The following is a 15,087-nucleotide window of genomic DNA, read 5'->3' as shown; positions in this document are numbered from 1 at the left end:
TTTGCGCAATCCTGACCGGCGGCTCCCCTGGTCAGCTCACCCGGTGCCGGGTTCCATGGTGATCGTGACGAGGATCCGACGTGAGGTACTGACCCTGCCCGCGGCGGAGTTGGGCCCGGACAACCCGCTCCCGCCGCTCCGCCCCCTCGAAGAGCTGCACCGCGTCGACGAGCGTGACCGGGAGGACCTGCCGCAGGACATGGCCCGGCAGCTCGGCTACGAACCGCTGCGCAGCCTCCTCCCGGTACGGGTCCGCGACGGCTACGGCAGAACGCGCACACCCCGCGATCTCGACGCCCTCGTGATCGAGAACGACCGGCTGCGCGCCACCGTCCTGCCCGGACTCGGCGGCCGCGTCGCCTCCCTCGTGCACCTGCCCACCGGCCGTGAGCTCCTGCACCGCAACCCGGTGTTCCAGCCCGCCAACCTCGCCCTCAACGGCGCCTGGTACGCCGGCGGCATCGAGTGGAACATCGGCGCCACCGGCCACACCACCCTCTCCTGCGCCCCGCTGCACGCGGCCCGGGTCTCCGCCCCCGACGGCGGCCAGATGCTCCGGCTGTGGGAGTGGGAACGGGTGCGCGACCTGCCCTTCCAGGTCGACCTGTGGCTGCCGGACGGCTCCGACTTCCTGTACGCCGGCGTCCGCGTCCGCAACCCGCACGACCACCCGGTGCCGGTCTACTGGTGGTCCAACACGGCCGTACCGGAGAACCGTCGGATCGTCGTCCCGGCCGAGGAGGCCTGGGAGTTCGGGGCCGAGCGCCGACTGCACCGGGTGCCCGTTCCGGCGTACGACACCCAACACCCCTACCCGGTCGACTGGTTCTACGACATCCCGGACGCCCGGCGCCGCTGGACGGCCGCGCTCGGTGCCGACGGCCACGGCCTGGTGCAGACCTCCACCGACGAACTGCGCGGCCGGAAACAGTTCGTGTGGGGCTCGGGCCCGGGTGGCCGGCGCTGGCAGGAGTGGCTCGGCGGCCCCGGCACGGGCGGCTACCGCGAGATCCAGGCCGGACTGGCCCGCACCCAGCTGGAGCACGTCCGCCTCGACGCGAAGAGCGAGATCTCCTGGCTGGAGGCGTACGGCCCGCTGCGGGCAGCGCCGCAGGACGTCGAGGAGCAGCTCGAACTCGCCCTGCCGCGCGCCGAGTTGGACGCCGCATACGCCGCCTGGAAGCCGTACGCCGACACCGAACCCGGCGAACTCCTCGCCACCGGCTCCGGCTGGGGCGCCCTCGAAGTGCTGCGTGCCGACTGGAAGCTGCCCGGCACGCCGTTCGCCGAGCCGGCGCTGACCGAGGAACAGGCTCCCTGGCGAGAACTGCTGCGCACCGGCACCCTGCCCGAACCCCGCCGGGTACGGCCGCCCGGACCGACCCTGGTCGCCCCGCACTGGCGGGACATGCTGGAGACGGCCCCCGCCACCCCGCACACCGAGTACCACCTCGGCATCGCCCAGTGGCACGCCGGGGACCGCGCCCAGGCCGTCCGCAGCTGGGAACGGGCCCTGCCGCTCGCCCCGTCCCTCTGGCCGCTGCTGCGCTGTCTCGCCGTCGCCGACCAGGAGTACGGGGACCACGAGCGGGCCGCCGAGCGGTACGCGGACGCCTTCGACGACCTGTGCCGGGAGCGCCGCGACGACGGCGAGGCGTGGACCGCCGCCTGCGCGGCGCTCGGCCGCGAGGCCGTCGAGGCACTGCTGCGGGTACGGCGGGTCGCGGACGCCCGCGCCGTGTGGGAGGCCCTGCTGCCCGCGACCCGGGAGCGCGGCCGCTTCCGGCTCCTGGAGGCGGAGCTGCTCCTCGCGGAGGGCCGGCGGACGGCGGCCCGGGCCGTGTTCGACACCGGTTTCGAGGTCGCCGACCTGCGGGAAGGGTCGGAGGCGATCGGCCGGCTGTGGGCGCTGCTCGGTGACGGGCCGCTGCCCGCCCGGTACGACTTCCGGATGCGGCCGCAGGGCCTCTGATCAGCCCCGGAGCTGGTCGACGTACTCGAACAGCGAGCCGTCCGGGTGCATCGCGAGCAGGGTGCGGCCGGCGGGCGAGGCCACCGGCCCCGCGAGGATGCGGGCGCCGAGGTCGTCCAGCAGCCGGCGGGCCGCGTCGACGTCCTTGACCGCGATGGTGGCGGCCACCTTGCGCAGCACCTCCAGCTCCGACTCCGGCCCGCTCATCAGAAGGAAGGAGCCGACCGCGGCGACCTGGACACCGCCGCGTTCGAAACGCTGGGCTCTGCCGCCGGAGAGGCGTTCGTAGAACGGGATCGCGGTCTCGATGTCGTCGACGCAGATGCGCAGGGAGGCGCCCAGAATCTCCATGCCCACGAGCCTAGTTGCCGCGGGCCGGGATGGTGTCACCTCCGGCGATCTCTGGTTACAGACCGCATGTTCCTCCGGCCTGCGATGTGCTGCGGGTCCGGTGGGGGCTGGTCGCGCAGTTCCCCGCGCCCCTAGGGGGCGCGCTCGTGCCGGGCGCGTTTCGACGCGCGGTGTTTGAGGGCCCCGCCTAGGGTTACCTGGTACGGCCCGGATCTCGCCGTGTCCTTGGAGGCGTACCGTGCAGGGTCGACTCCGTACCGTGACCGCGCCGAGATCACTCCGCCGGCCACCCCTCCGCCCCCGAGCCAGCACGGGCCGTCCCCGGAAGGAGCCTCATGAACACCGCCGAACTCGTCGAACTCGCCCAGCAGTTGCGCGTGGACAGCGTGCGGGCGGCCGCCGCGGCCGAGTCCGGGCATCCCACCTCGTCGATGTCCGCCGCCGATCTGATGGCGGTGCTGCTCGCCCGCCATCTGCGCTACGACTTCGAGCGGCCCGACCACCCCGGCAACGACCGTTTCGTCCTCTCCAAGGGCCACGCCTCGCCGCTGCTGTACGCCGCGTACAAGGCGGCAGGCGCCATCGACGACGCCGAGCTGCTCACCTTCCGGCAGCTCGGCAGCCATCTGGAGGGGCACCCGACGCCGCGCCGGCTGCCGTGGGTGGAGACCGCCACCGGTTCCCTCGGCCAGGGCCTGCCGATCGGTGTCGGCATCGCGCTGTCCGGGAAGCGGCTGGAGCACGGCCGCTACCGGGTCTGGGTGCTGTGCGGGGACAGCGAACTGGCGGAGGGCTCCGTGTGGGAGGCCGTCGAGCACGCCGGGTACGAGCACCTCGACAACCTCACCGCGATCGTGGACGTCAACCGGCTCGGCCAGCGCGGACCCACCCGGCACGGGCACGACCTAGATGCCTACGCCCGCCGCTTCCAGGCCTTCGGCTGGCACACCGTGGAGATCGACGGACACGACGTGGACGCCGTCGACCGCGCCTGCGACCAGGCCGAGGCCACCGCGGGACAGCCCACCGTGATCCTCGCCCGCACCCGCAAGGGCCGGGGCGTCGCCGCCGTCGAGGACCGCGAGGGGATGCACGGCAAGCCGCTGCCGCACCCCGAGGAGGCCATCGCCGAACTCGGCGGCGTGCGGGACCTGTACGTGCACGTGCAGGAGCCGCCGGCGGCCCGCGCGCTGCATTCCGTGCCCACTGGCCCGATCGAACTCCCGCGCTACGAAAGGGGAGAAGAGGTCCCCACCCGCGACGCCTTCGGGAAGGCGCTCGTCGCGCTCGGCCACGCCCGCGACGACGTCGTCGCGCTGGACGGCGAGGTCGGCGACTCCACCCGCACTGAACTCTTCGGCAAGGAACACCCCGACCGCTACTTCGAGTTCTACATCGCCGAACAGCAACTCGTGGCCGCCGCCGTCGGCATGGCCACCCGGGGCTGGGTGCCGTACGCCGCCACCTTCGCGGCCTTCCTCACCCGGGCCTACGACTTCGTCCGCATGGCCTCCGTCAGCGGCAGCGGGATCAACCTGGTCGGCTCGCACGCGGGCGTGGCCATCGGGCAGGACGGACCGTCCCAGATGGGCCTGGAGGACCTGGCGATGTTCCGCGCGGTGTACGGCTCGACCGTGCTCTATCCGTGCGACGCCAACCAGACGGCCAAGCTCGTCGCGGCCATGGCCGGGCTCGACGGCATCCGCTATCTGCGCACCTCGCGCGGCGCGAGCCCGGTGATCTACGGCCCGGACGAGGAGTTCCCGGTGGGCGGCAGCAAGGTGCTGCGCTCCTCCGAGGAGGACCGGCTGACCGTGGCCGCCGCCGGGGTCACCGTGCACGAGGCGCTGAAGGCCGCCGACCTGCTCGCCGAGGAGGGCATCCGGATCCGGGTCGTCGACCTGTACTCCGTCAAGCCCGTCGACCTGCGGACGCTGCGCCGCGCCGCCGAGGAGACCGGCTGTCTGCTCTCCGTCGAGGACCACCACGAGGAGGGCGGGCTCGGCGACGCGGTCGCGGAGGCCTTCACCGACGGCAGGCCCGTACCGCGGCTGGTCCGGCTCGCCGTGCGCACCATGCCGGGTTCGGCCGCGCCCGACCAGCAGCTGCACGCCGCCGGGATCGACGCCGACGCGATCGCGTCGGCCGGGCGGCTGCTGGTCGGGGAGGCGCTCGTGCGCTGACACGCACGCCCGGCCCCGGCCGCACTCGGCGCCGGGCGGAGGACCATGAGGAGGGCCGGGAGCAGGGCCAGGGCCAGGAGGAGGACAGATGACAGCACGGGGTGGACTCCGGTACGTGTACGCCGTCTGCCGTCCGTTCGCGGCGGCCCTGCAGGCCCAGCTCACCGGTGTGGCCGGTGCCCCGCCGGGGCTGCTCAGGCACCACGGCCTGGTCGCCGTCGTCAGTACGGTCCCGGAGGGGGACTTCGCCGACGAGCCGCTGCGGGACCATCTGGAGGACCGGGAGTGGCTGGCCGCGACCGCCCGTGCCCACCAGGGCGTGATCGACGCGCTCACCACGGTCACCACGCCGCTGCCGCTCCGGCCGGCCATGGTCTTCCCCGACAACAGCGGCGTACGGACCATGATGGAGGCCCGCGAGGCCTACTTCCTGCAGACCCTCGACCGGCTGGAAGGGCGGGTCGAGTGGGGTGTGCAGGTGCATGCCGACCCGCCCGGGCAGCGGCGAGCCGCCGAGGAACTGGCCCGTGCTCTGCACGAGCGGCTTTCCGGGCGCGCCGAGGATTCCCGGCTTTTCGGAACGTCCGCACAGAAACCGCTCGACGCCGCCTATCTGGTGCCGCGCGCGGATTCCGAGGAATTCGTGGAACTGGTCGACCGCACGAAGGAAACGGCACCCGGAATACGGGTGGAACTCACCGGGCCCTGGGCGGCCTATTCCTTCACGGAACCGGCCACCGCCACCGAGTCGACGGGGCCGACAGCGCCCGGCTGATTCCGAGCAGGATGGGAACCGTAGTGTGACCCTCCTGTACGGCGGGTTTCCCGAAATCCGCGGATCGGGCTCACTTCCGGCAGAGAATCTCTCCGTGCAGTACGGCGAACCAGCCGTCCTCCTGCCCCGCCCACGCCCGCCAGGCCGCCGCGATCGCCTCCAGCTGCTCCGTGGTCGCGTGGCCACCCTCGGTGGCCAGCCCGGCGTAGGAGGAGGCGACCGTCCGGTCCGCCCACAGCCCGCCCCACCAGGCCCGCTCCTCGGCCGTGCTGTACGTCCAGGTGCCGGAGGTGGCCGTGATGTCGGTGAGCCCCGCCGTCAGCGCCCATGACCTCAGCCGCCGCCCGGCGTCCGGCTCGCCCCCGTTGGCGCGGGCCACCCGCCGGTACAGCTCCAGCCAGTCGTCCAGCCCCGGCGTCGCCGGATACCAGGTCATCGCCGCGTAGTCCCCGTCCCGGGCGGCGATGATGCCGCCGGGCTTGGTGACCCGGCGCATCTCGCGCAGCGCCTGCACCGGGTCGCCCACGTGCTGGAGCACCTGGTGGGCGTGGACCACGCAGAACGTGTCGTCCGGGTAGTCCAGCGCGTGGACGTCGGCGACCGCGAAGTCCACGTTCGTCAGTCCGCGACCGGCGGCGGTCGCCCGGGCCTGGTCCAGGATGCCCGGCGCGTGGTCCACGCCGGTGACACGGCCGTCGGGCACCAGCGCGGCCAGGTCGGCGGTGATGGTGCCCGGACCGCAGCCGATGTCCAGGATCTTCATGTGGGGTTTGAGCGAACCCAGCAGGTAGGCGGCCGAGTTGGCGGCGGTCCGCGAGGTGTGGGAACGCAGCACCGACTCGTGGTGCCCGTGCGTGTAGACGGCTGTCTCCTGCGGCTTCGACATGGCTCGACCCCTTCGCGTCACACCGGCGGACGGGGCCGGACGACCCCGTCTCGCGGTATCCGCAACGCTACGCCCGCGTGCCGAATGATGAGACCCGCGTTTTGCGATATGGACTGACGGACCGTCAGCGACGGGTCTGGTTGTCAGGGCAGCGGCCGGTACACGGTCAGTGCCTCCGGCAGCTTCTCCACCGTCATCCCGCCCGCCACCTCCATGACTTCGCCGTCGTACGCGAGGGGCGTGCCGGCCGCGATGCCGGTGAGGCGCAGTCGGCTCAGCCGTGCCCCGGCGTGGGCGGGGGACCGGGTGAGGGGGCCCGCGAGGGCGGCCGAGAGCAGCCGGAGCGCGGGACGGCGGCCGCCGTGCGCCACCCGTACGTCGAGCTGCCCGTCCGCGAGGTCGGTGCGGCGGCCCGGGGTCAGGGCCAGCCGGTGGTAGAGGCAGTTGCCGACGAACAGCAGCCACAACGGGTGGGTCTCGCCCCGCAGTTCGACCCGCAGCGGATGCCGGTCCGCGCGCAGCACCCGCAGCACGGCCAGCACCTCGGCCGGCCAGGCGCCGATGCGGCGCGCCCAGTGTTCCCGCTCCCGGACCAGCTCCGGATAGACGCCCAGGCTCAGCGTGTTGAGGAAGACGCCCTCCCGGTCGCCGGAGGTGAAGCGGCCGACGTCCACCCGGACCGCCTCGCCCTCGCGCACCGCCCGGCCGAGGTCCCGGCCGTCCTCCACGCTCAGGTCGTGGGCGAAGTGGTTGAGGGTGCCGCCGGGCAGCACGGCGAGCGGCAGCCCGTGGCGCAGGGCGATGCGGGCCGCCGCGTTCACGGTGCCGTCGCCGCCGCACACCCCGAGCGCCCGCGCCCGCACCGCCGCCTTCGCCAACTCGGCCTGCACCTCCTCCGGTTCGCACTCCACCAGCTCCGCCTCCGGCAACTCGCGGCGCAGCACCCCCGTCCGGTCGGCGCTGCCGGAGGCCCGGTTGGCCACCACCACCAGACCGGCCCCGCCGGGCAGCGCCGGGGCCTGGGCACGCGGCCGGGGCGGCGGGCCGGCGGGCCCGGGGCGTGCGGGGCGGGGCCACCGCGGCCGCTGCCGCGCACCACAGGACCCCGCGGTCGGCGCTCCGGCTCAGCCGGGGCAGCACCGGCTCGGCGAGCGGCCAGTTCCGCTCGGCGGCGATCTCGAACAGCCGGCTGTCGAGGGCGAGCAGCCGGTCGCGCAGCGCGTGCCGGCCGGGCTTCGGGACGGTGAGGTCGACGTCTGGGCTCATGCGGGTGCGGTTACCCTGAAGTGGCACTTTCCTGCCGGCCCGCGGTGCGGTCGAGTGAGCCGAGTGAGAGGAACCCTGAATGCGCCTGCTCCTCATACGTCACGGGCAGACCCCGACCAACGTCGACTTCCTGCTCGACACCGCGGTGCCGGGTCCCGGTCTGACCGCCCTCGGCGAGCGGCAGGCGGCGGCCCTCCCCGGGGCGCTCGCCGACGAGGACATCGAGGCCCTCTACGTCTCCACCCTCACCCGTACCCAGCTCACCGCAGCCCCGCTGGCCGCCGCCCGCGGTCTCGACCCGCTCGTCCGCGACGGCATCCGGGAGGTCTCCGCCGGCGACCTGGAGCTCCTGCCCGGCCACTCCGAGCGGGGCGAGGAGTACATGCGGACCGTGTTCGCGTGGGCGGCCGGGAACACCGCGCTGCGCATGCCCGGCGGGGAGACCGGGGACGAGGCCCTGGGCCGCTACGACGCCGTGATCGCCGAGGCCGCCGCGAGCGGCGCCGGGACGGTCGCCATGGTCAGCCACGGCGCCGTGATCCGCCTGTGGACGGCGGCCCGCGCCGGCAACGTGGACGTCCCCTACGCGGCCTCCCGCCCTCTCGACAACACCGGTGTGGTGATCCTGGAGGGCTCTCCGGCCGACGGCTGGAAGGCGCTGTCCTGGCAGGGCGCGGTCGTGGAGCCGACGGGGGCGAGCGGGCCGGCGGGGGAGTCGTTGCAGTAGGGCTGCCGATGTGTTCGGGCCGATGTGTTCGGCTGCGGGTGCGTCGTGGTTGCTCGCGCAGTTCCCCGCGCCCCTGAAGGGGCACTGCTGCAACGCGCCCCAAAGGGGCGCGGGGAACTGCGCGACCAGCCCCCACCGGCCCGCACCCGGCCCGATAACGGTTTGCCCCAGGTCGGGGGTGCCCCGCAGAATCCCTCACCATGGGACATCTGGAAGCCGCGCATCTCGAGTACTACCTCCCCGACGGGAGGGCGCTGCTAGGCGATGTCTCCTTCCGGGTCGGCGAGGGGGCCGCCGTCGCCCTCGTCGGGCCCAACGGCGCCGGCAAGACCACCCTGCTGCGGCTGATCTCCGGCGAGCTGAAACCGCACGGCGGGACGGTCGCCGTCAGCGGCGGTCTCGGGGTGATGCGCCAGTTCGTCGGTTCCGTACGGGACGAGACGACCGTGCGCGACCTGCTGGTGTCCGTCGCACCGCCCGGGATCCGGGAGGCCGCGCGGACCGTCGACCGGGCCGAGCACGCCATCATGACCGTCGACGACGAGGCGGCCCAGCTGCGGTACGCGCAGGCCCTCGCCGACTGGGCCGAGGTGCGCGGGTACGAGCACGAGACCCTCTGGGACATGTGCACCACCGCCGCGCTCGGGGTGCCGTACGAGAAGGCCCAGTGGCGACAGGTGCGCACCCTCTCCGGCGGTGAGCAGAAGCGGCTGGTGCTGGAGGCGCTGTTCCGGGGCACCGACGAGGTGCTGCTGCTCGACGAGCCGGACAACTACCTCGACGTGCCCGGCAAGCGCTGGCTGGAGCAGCAGCTGAAGGAGACCCGCAAGACGGTCCTGTTCGTCTCCCACGACCGCGAACTCCTCGCCCGCTCCGCCGAGAAGATCATCTCCGTGGAGCCCTCGCCCACCGGCGCCGACGCCTGGGTGCACGGCGGCGGCTTCGCCACCTACCACGAGGCCCGGCGCGAGCGCTTCGCCCGCTTCGAGGAGTTGCGCCGCCGCTGGGACGAGAAGCACGCCCAGTTGAAGAAGCTCGTGCTGAGTCTCCGTCAGGCGGCCTCCATCTCACACGAGTTGGCATCCCGGTACGCGGCCGCGCAGACCCGCCTGCGCAAGTTCGAGGAGGCCGGACCGCCCCCCGAGCCGCCGCGCGAGCAGGACATCAGGATGCGCATCAAGGGCGGCCGTACCGGCGTACGCGCCGTCACCTGCGCACAGCTCGAACTCACCGGCCTGATGAAACCCTTCGACCTGGAGGTCTTCTACGGCGAACGGGTCGCCGTCCTCGGCTCCAACGGCTCCGGCAAGTCGCACTTCCTGCGGCTGCTGGCCGGCGAGGACGTGGCGCACACGGGGGCGTGGAAGCTGGGCGCGCGGGTGGTGCCCGGGCACTTCGCGCAGACCCACGCCCACCCCGAGCTGGAGGGCCGCACACTGCTGGACATCCTGTGGACGGAGCACTCCCAGGACCGCGGTGCGGCGATGTCCCGGCTGCGCCGCTACGAACTCACCCAGCAGTCCGAACAGAACTTCGATCGGCTGTCGGGCGGCCAGCAGGCCCGCTTCCAGATCCTGTTGCTGGAGCTGCAGGGCGTGACGGCACTGCTCCTCGACGAGCCGACCGACAACCTCGACCTGGAGTCCGCCGAGGCCCTCCAGGAGGGGCTGGAGGCGTTCGACGGCACGGTGCTCGCCGTCACCCACGACCGCTGGTTCGCCCGCTCCTTCGACCGCTACCTGGTCTTCGGCAGCGACGGCCGGGTCCGGGAGACCTCGGAGCCGGTGTGGGACGAGCGCCGGGTGGAGCGGGTGCGGTAGGGCGGCGAGGCGCCATAGGGAGGCCCGCGTGCCCGGATGTTCGTACAGTGGAGGCAGGAATCCGGACCGCCGGGACCCACACGACGAGCGGGGTACCACCATGACCGGAGTCGACCCCAGCCGGCTGGACGACCAGCAGCTCATGAAGGAGCTGGAGACCATCCACCGGACGCGCCACGACACCCTGCTGTACGGCTCGAACGACGCGCTGCGGGCCCACAACGAGCGCATGGCCCAGCTGGAGGGCGAGTACCTGCGGCGCCATCCGCGCCGTCTCGTCGCCGCCGGCCGGACCCGGGAGGGCGCCCGCGAGCGGAACTGCGCCGAGGCGGCCGCGCCGGGCGTCTCCGCGAGCTGAGGCCGCGGTACCGGAGCCGCGGTACCGGAGCCCCGGACGACTCGGCATCACTCGAAAGAGGCCGCATGTCCTGCGAATGGGTCCGGCCGCGCGCGGCCGGGCGTGGGGCGGGCTGTGATGGCTGCGGGGGTACGGGCCCCGTGCCTCCGAGTCGTCCGTGCAAGGAGCTCCTCCCATGCGCCGCACCGTTCGCGCCCTGTCCGTCGCCGTCCTGACGGGTGCCGCGTTCGGCGCCACCGGTACGGCCGTCGCGGCCGCCGACCCCGCCGCCGAGGTCAGCCCCGGCAGCGCCCGGCCAGGCGCCACCGTCATCGTCTCCGTGACCTGCGAGAAGGCCGACGCACGCGGGAGCGTGCCGGGCGCCGGGCAGGCGCCTTCGGCCATCGACGCCACGTCGTCGGCGTTCGCCGGGCGCACCGTGCGGCTGGCCAGGGTCGAGCAGGGCGGCGGACTCTCCTATCGGGGCACCGCGCAGGTCGTCTCCGGGGACGGTCCGGTGAGTTATGCGGAGGGGGACGCGGCGGCGGGTGACGTGACCGGGGGTGCGCCGGACGCCGGGCCCGGCGGCGCCCGGAGCGTGGACGGGACCTGTCCGACGGCGAGCGGAGCACGGGGGCGGGCCTGGAGCACGCACCTGGCGGTCACCCGGGACGACGCCGGCCCGGCTTCCGTGGGCGACGGTGGTCCGGCCCTTGCGGGCGACGCCGGCCCGGCTTCCGTGGGCGACGGTGGCGCGGCCCTCCAGGGCGGTGGCGGCTCGATGCCGCAGGTCGGCGGTGGCGCGATGCCACAGGTCGGCGGTGGCACCGCGTCCCAGGGGGACGGAGGAACGGTCCCCCACGGGGACGTCGGCGCGGTCACCGGTGGGGACTACGGCGCGGTCACCGGCGGTGACTTCGGAACGGCCTCGCGCGGGGACGACGGCATGTTCACACGCGGCGACCAGGGCACCGCTGCCCGTGGGGACGACGGCGGGGCCCCGCGCGGTGACGACGACGCGGCCCCGCGCGGTGACGACGACGCGGCCTCCCGCGGAGACGTCGGCGCCGCCTCCCGCGGTGATGACGACGCGGCCTCCCGCGGTGACGGGCATGCCGTGGATTCTCGGGGCGAGGACGGTGACGTCCCCCGCGGGAACGGCGAGCGGCCCTGCGCCGGTGGACAGCAGGAGTGCGGTGGCGGCGACCGGCAGGAGTGCGGCGGCGGGGCGCACGGCGGTGACGGTTCCTGCGCGGTGGCGGGGGTCCAGCACGGGGTGGAGGCGGGGGACGGGGGCGCCTACAGCCCCTCCGTACCGGCACTGTTCGCGGGCGGGATGCTGATCGCGGCCGCCTGCTGCGGCGCCGCCTACCGGGTGTGGGGCGGCAGGCCGTACCGGCTGTGGAGCGGGAGGTCCCGCGCGGACGGGTGACCGGGCCGCCACCGGGTACGCCGGGCGCTTCCCCCGGCACCGTACGCATGACCCGACGACGGGGCCCGGCACGGTCCCGACCGGTCCCGACCGGCCCGGACCGGCCCGGACCGGACAGCACACGGCACCACGGACTGCGCGGAGGCGGACATGCGGCGGACGGATTCCGGGGGCCACCGAGCGGCGGACGGCACCTCCCCGGAGCAGAGCGGGCCGGCGGCGCCCGAGGGCCACGGACCCGTCCGCTACGGGCCGCCCCTGCCCGACGACGGGCTGCCCGTCCTGCCCGAGCTCTCCGCCGTACTGGCCGCCGCCGCGAACCGGGGCGCGGAGGAGCCCGTCGGCGGCGGACCGGCACTGCTCGATGCGGCCCGCGGCTACTGGGCACGCCGTGGACTGCCCGCCCCGCTTGACCGGGTGACCGCGGGACCCGGCGCCCCCGCCCTGCTGCTGGCGCTCACCGCCGCGCTCGGCGGCGACGTCCTGGTGCCGCGCCCCTGCGCCGCCTGGTGGGCGCCGTACGCCAGACTCCTCGGCCGGCCCGTCTTCCACGTGGCCACCCCCGCCGAGTCCGGAGGCGCGCCCGACCCGTACGCGCTGCTGGAGACCGTGCGCCGGGTCCGGGACGAGGGCGGCGACCCCCGGCTGCTCGTGCTCTCCGTCGCCGACGACCCCACCGCCACCGTCGCCCCGCCCGAACTGCTGCACGAGACCGTGGAGGCCGCGACCGGCGCGGGGCTGCACCTGGTCAGCGACGAGACCTGGCGCGACACCCTGCACGCCCCGGACGCCACCGTGCTGCTCAGCCCCGCCGAGATGCTCCCGGACCGGGTCACCGTCGTCACCGACCTGGCCGGTGCCCTGCTGCCGGCCGGCTGGCCCGCCGCCGTCGCCCGGTTCCCGGAGGGCGCCACCGGTACGGCCCTGCACGCGCGCGTGCTCGACATCCTCACCGCGCTGGGCGCCCGCCTCGCCGGACCGGTGGCGGTCGCCGCGCGCTACGCGCTCGACGAGCCCGAGCCGGTCACCGCCCGCCGGGAGGCCGTCGTACGGCTGCACGCGAGCGTGGCCGCCGCCGTGCACACCGCGGTCGTCGCCGGCGGTGCCCTGGCCCGGCCCCCGCAGGCCGGCCGTCACCTGTACGCCGACCTGGAACCGCTGCGCGCCGCGCTCGGCGCCCACGGGGTCGGCGACGCACAGGAGTTGGAGGACTACCTGACCGCCCGGCTCGGCCTGCCCGCACCCGGGGGCCACCGCTTCGGCGACGATCTCGGCGCGCTGCGCGTCCGGTTCGCCACCGGGCCGCTGCTGGGCGGCACCGACGCGGAACGCCTGGAATGCCTCACGTCACCCGCACCGTTGGAACTGCCACACGTGCAACGCGCGTTGATGTCCTTGAGATCAGTACTCGACGGTCTCCGCGACGACGCTCAGCGATGGGAGCCTCCTCGATGACGCAGCAGACGCACGAGTCAGGGTCCGCGACGACGACTGCCACCACAACGCCCGACCTCACGACACCCGACCTCACGACGCCTGTCTCGACGACCGATGAAGCCGATGCCCGTGCCGCCGCCTCCGTGGCCCCGACTCCCTCCGCGCTCCCGTTCCCGCCGCTCGCCGAGCCCCGCCCGCTGGGCGAACTCCGGGTCTGGCCGCGGACCTTCCACGACCGCCTGACCGCCCCCCTGCCCGGCCTCAAGGCCATGGCCCGGTTCGCCCGCGAGGGCTCCGTCCGCCCCGGCCGCGAGGGCCTCGCCGACGTCCGCCGGCTGCCCTTCGAACCCGGCCCGCTGCCCCGCGCGGATGCCGGCACCGTCTCCGTCACCTGGGCGGGACACGCCAGTTGGGTCCTCCGGATCGGCGGCCTGACCATCCTCACCGACCCGGTCTGGTCCCGCCGTATCCTCGGCATCCCCGCCCGCGTCACCCCGGTCGGCGTCCCCTGGGAGACCCTGCCGCGTGTCGACGCGGTCGTCATCAGCCACAACCACTACGACCACCTCGACGCCCCCACCCTGCGCCGTCTCCCGCGTGACACCCCGGTGTTCGTGCCGGCCGGGCTCGGCCGCTGGTTCCGGCGCCGCCGTTTCACCACCGTCACCGAGCTGGACTGGTGGGAGGCGGCCGAACTGTCCGGGGTCCGCTTCGACTTCGTCCCCGCCCACCACTGGTCCAAGCGCACCCTCGCCGACACCTGTCACAGCCTCTGGGGCGGCTGGGTCCTCACGGCGCCCGACGACGGACGCGTCTACTTCGCCGGTGACACGGGCTACGGCCACTGGTTCTCCCGCATCGGCCGCCGCTATCCCGGTATAGACCTCGCCCTGGTGCCCATCGGCGCCTACGACCCCCGCTGGTGGCTCAGCGACGTCCACCTGGACCCGGAGGAGGCGGTCCGGGCGACGCAGGACGTGGGCGCGCGGTGCATGGCCCCCATGCACTGGGGCACCTTCATCCTCTCGGCAGAACCGGTCCTGGAGCCGCTGACGCGGGTACGGGCGGCCTGGGAGCGGGCGGGACGGGAGCGGGAGGACCTGTGGGACCTGCCGGTGGGAGGATCGAGGGTTCTGGAGCGGACTTCAGTCCAAAGCGCCCTCGACTAGAGCGCCCCTTCAGGGGCGCGGGACTGAATCTGATATGCGGCTTCCGCCGCGTGGGCGCGACCAGCCACGACGCACCCGCGCCCCGCAACGTACCGTCACCCGGCAGATCGAACCCGGCGCACCACACCCGGCGTCACACTGATGACCACCGTCAGCCCCACCGCCGCAACCACCCCCTCCCACGGCTCCGGAAACAGCGACCCGCCCAGAATCCCGATCACCTGATACGTCGCCGCCCACGCCGGACAGGCCGGCGCGTTCCCCCGTGCGAACCGCCGCAACGGCCAGTCGGCCAGCAGACAGGCCAGCATCACCGGGATGCGCCCGGCCGGCACCAGCCGTGACAACACCAGCACGGCAACCCCGTGCTCGGCCAACTTCCCCTGCGCCTGCTCCAGCCGCTCCTCCGGCGCCCGCGCCCGGATCGCCTCCAGCCACCGCGACCCGTTCTTCGACCGCAGCCCCCGCCTGCCCAGCCAGTACAGCGCCGCGTCCCCCAGGAACGCCGCCAGCGACGCCGTCACGAAGACCAGCGCCAGCGCGAACGGCGCCGTCTGATGGAACGCCACCACCGCCGCCGAACTCACCAGCGCCCCCGTCGGCACCACCGGCACCAACGCCCCGATCAGCACCAGCAGGAACAGCGTCGGATACCCGATCGCCTGCTGCGTGGACTCGGTCGAGGTGGAGGTCGCCGCCGTGGAGCCGGCGGCGGCCACCATGACCACCAGC

At 74.2% G+C, this 15,087-nt stretch carries 12 protein-coding genes and 1 pseudogene; 9 read left to right on the top strand and 4 right to left on the bottom strand.

Annotated features, from left to right (window positions below; all coding sequences use genetic code 11):
* The first annotated feature begins 55 nt into the window (after positions 1 to 55).
* Positions 56 to 1,972, top strand: a complete 1,917-nt coding sequence (locus tag ABZ887_RS29430) for a DUF5107 domain-containing protein (RefSeq protein ID WP_361295424.1) — start codon at positions 56 to 58, stop codon at positions 1,970 to 1,972.
* On the opposite strand, the gene ABZ887_RS29425 is transcribed toward ABZ887_RS29430, so the two are convergent.
* Positions 1,973 to 2,323, bottom strand: coding sequence for a VOC family protein (locus ABZ887_RS29425; RefSeq protein WP_361295421.1), 351 nt, complete (start codon positions 2,321 to 2,323; stop codon positions 1,973 to 1,975).
* Between the two features lie 335 nt (positions 2,324 to 2,658).
* Here ABZ887_RS29425 and ABZ887_RS29420 point away from each other — a divergent pair, with 335 nt between their 5' ends.
* Both ABZ887_RS29420 and ABZ887_RS29415 read left to right on the top strand, forming a co-directional pair.
* Positions 2,659 to 4,506 carry a transketolase gene (locus ABZ887_RS29420; RefSeq protein WP_361295418.1) on the top strand — a complete coding sequence of 616 codons (1,848 nt, stop codon included), beginning with the start codon at positions 2,659 to 2,661 and terminating at the stop codon, positions 4,504 to 4,506.
* Between the two features lie 88 nt (positions 4,507 to 4,594).
* Positions 4,595 to 5,281 (top strand): GvpL/GvpF family gas vesicle protein, encoded by a 687-nt coding sequence (locus ABZ887_RS29415; protein ID WP_361295415.1) that lies wholly within the window; start codon positions 4,595 to 4,597, stop codon positions 5,279 to 5,281.
* A 70-nt stretch (positions 5,282 to 5,351) separates the two neighbouring features.
* On the opposite strand, the gene ABZ887_RS29410 is transcribed toward ABZ887_RS29415, so the two are convergent.
* Together ABZ887_RS29410 and ABZ887_RS29405 are read right to left on the bottom strand one after the other, a co-directional pair.
* On the bottom strand, positions 5,352 to 6,167 hold the full coding sequence (locus ABZ887_RS29410) for a class I SAM-dependent methyltransferase (protein ID WP_361295412.1): 816 nt from the start codon (positions 6,165 to 6,167) through the stop codon (positions 5,352 to 5,354).
* 143 nt (positions 6,168 to 6,310) lie between these two features.
* Positions 6,311 to 7,433: pseudogene (locus ABZ887_RS29405) on the bottom strand (diacylglycerol kinase family protein).
* 79 nt (positions 7,434 to 7,512) lie between these two features.
* On the opposite strand from ABZ887_RS29405, the gene ABZ887_RS29400 reads away from it, so the two are divergent.
* The 6 genes from ABZ887_RS29400 to ABZ887_RS29375 all read left to right on the top strand — a co-directional run bounded on the left by ABZ887_RS29400 (position 7,513) and on the right by ABZ887_RS29375 (position 14,355).
* The gene (locus ABZ887_RS29400; RefSeq protein ID WP_361295409.1) at positions 7,513 to 8,160 is read left to right on the top strand and encodes a histidine phosphatase family protein; all 648 of its coding nucleotides are present in this window, start codon (positions 7,513 to 7,515) and stop codon (positions 8,158 to 8,160) included.
* 200 nt (positions 8,161 to 8,360) lie between these two features.
* Complete coding sequence (locus tag ABZ887_RS29395; protein ID WP_361295406.1) at positions 8,361 to 9,980, top strand: ATP-binding cassette domain-containing protein; 1,620 nt, start codon at positions 8,361 to 8,363, stop codon at positions 9,978 to 9,980.
* A 100-nt stretch (positions 9,981 to 10,080) separates the two neighbouring features.
* Positions 10,081 to 10,338, top strand: coding sequence for a DUF6158 family protein (locus ABZ887_RS29390; RefSeq protein ID WP_361295403.1), 258 nt, complete (start codon positions 10,081 to 10,083; stop codon positions 10,336 to 10,338).
* Positions 10,339 to 10,513: 175 nt separating this feature from the next.
* Positions 10,514 to 11,749 carry a hypothetical protein gene (locus tag ABZ887_RS29385; protein ID WP_361295400.1) on the top strand — a complete coding sequence of 412 codons (1,236 nt, stop codon included), beginning with the start codon at positions 10,514 to 10,516 and terminating at the stop codon, positions 11,747 to 11,749.
* A gap of 150 nt (positions 11,750 to 11,899) precedes the next feature.
* A complete protein-coding gene (locus tag ABZ887_RS29380) occupies positions 11,900 to 13,204 on the top strand; it encodes an aminotransferase class I/II-fold pyridoxal phosphate-dependent enzyme (RefSeq protein WP_361295397.1) in 1,305 nt (434 codons plus the stop codon).
* Positions 13,201 to 14,355 (top strand): MBL fold metallo-hydrolase, encoded by a 1,155-nt coding sequence (locus ABZ887_RS29375; protein WP_361295395.1) that lies wholly within the window; start codon positions 13,201 to 13,203, stop codon positions 14,353 to 14,355. Before ABZ887_RS29380 ends, ABZ887_RS29375 begins: the two co-directional genes overlap by 4 nt.
* Positions 14,356 to 14,450: 95 nt before the next feature.
* Here the strand turns inward: ABZ887_RS29375 and ABZ887_RS29370 are convergent, their stop codons facing one another.
* Positions 14,451 to 15,077 carry a VTT domain-containing protein gene (locus ABZ887_RS29370; protein ID WP_361295460.1) on the bottom strand — a complete coding sequence of 209 codons (627 nt, stop codon included), beginning with the start codon at positions 15,075 to 15,077 and terminating at the stop codon, positions 14,451 to 14,453.
* Positions 15,078 to 15,087 lie beyond the last annotated feature (10 nt).

The organism is Streptomyces sp. NPDC047061 (assembly GCF_040643955.1).
GTDB lineage: Bacteria > Actinomycetota > Actinomycetes > Streptomycetales > Streptomycetaceae > Streptomyces.
This window is presented reverse-complemented; position numbering and strand designations above follow the sequence as displayed.

Excerpts from the sequence above, each read along its gene's own strand:
- ABZ887_RS29430 (WP_361295424.1), top strand. The coding sequence starts at position 56 with ATGGTGATCGTGACGAGGATCCGACGTGAGGTACTGACCCTGCCCGCG.
- ABZ887_RS29425 (WP_361295421.1), bottom strand. The coding sequence starts at position 2,323 with ATGGAGATTCTGGGCGCCTCCCTGCGCATCTGCGTCGACGACATCGAG.
- ABZ887_RS29420 (WP_361295418.1), top strand. The coding sequence starts at position 2,659 with ATGAACACCGCCGAACTCGTCGAACTCGCCCAGCAGTTGCGCGTGGAC.
- ABZ887_RS29415 (WP_361295415.1), top strand. The coding sequence starts at position 4,595 with ATGACAGCACGGGGTGGACTCCGGTACGTGTACGCCGTCTGCCGTCCG.
- ABZ887_RS29410 (WP_361295412.1), bottom strand. The coding sequence starts at position 6,167 with ATGTCGAAGCCGCAGGAGACAGCCGTCTACACGCACGGGCACCACGAG.
- ABZ887_RS29400 (WP_361295409.1), top strand. The coding sequence starts at position 7,513 with ATGCGCCTGCTCCTCATACGTCACGGGCAGACCCCGACCAACGTCGAC.
- ABZ887_RS29395 (WP_361295406.1), top strand. The coding sequence starts at position 8,361 with ATGGGACATCTGGAAGCCGCGCATCTCGAGTACTACCTCCCCGACGGG.
- ABZ887_RS29390 (WP_361295403.1), top strand. The coding sequence starts at position 10,081 with ATGACCGGAGTCGACCCCAGCCGGCTGGACGACCAGCAGCTCATGAAG.
- ABZ887_RS29385 (WP_361295400.1), top strand. The coding sequence starts at position 10,514 with ATGCGCCGCACCGTTCGCGCCCTGTCCGTCGCCGTCCTGACGGGTGCC.
- ABZ887_RS29380 (WP_361295397.1), top strand. The coding sequence starts at position 11,900 with ATGCGGCGGACGGATTCCGGGGGCCACCGAGCGGCGGACGGCACCTCC.
- ABZ887_RS29375 (WP_361295395.1), top strand. The coding sequence starts at position 13,201 with ATGACGCAGCAGACGCACGAGTCAGGGTCCGCGACGACGACTGCCACC.
- ABZ887_RS29370 (WP_361295460.1), bottom strand. The coding sequence starts at position 15,077 with ATGGTGGCCGCCGCCGGCTCCACGGCGGCGACCTCCACCTCGACCGAG.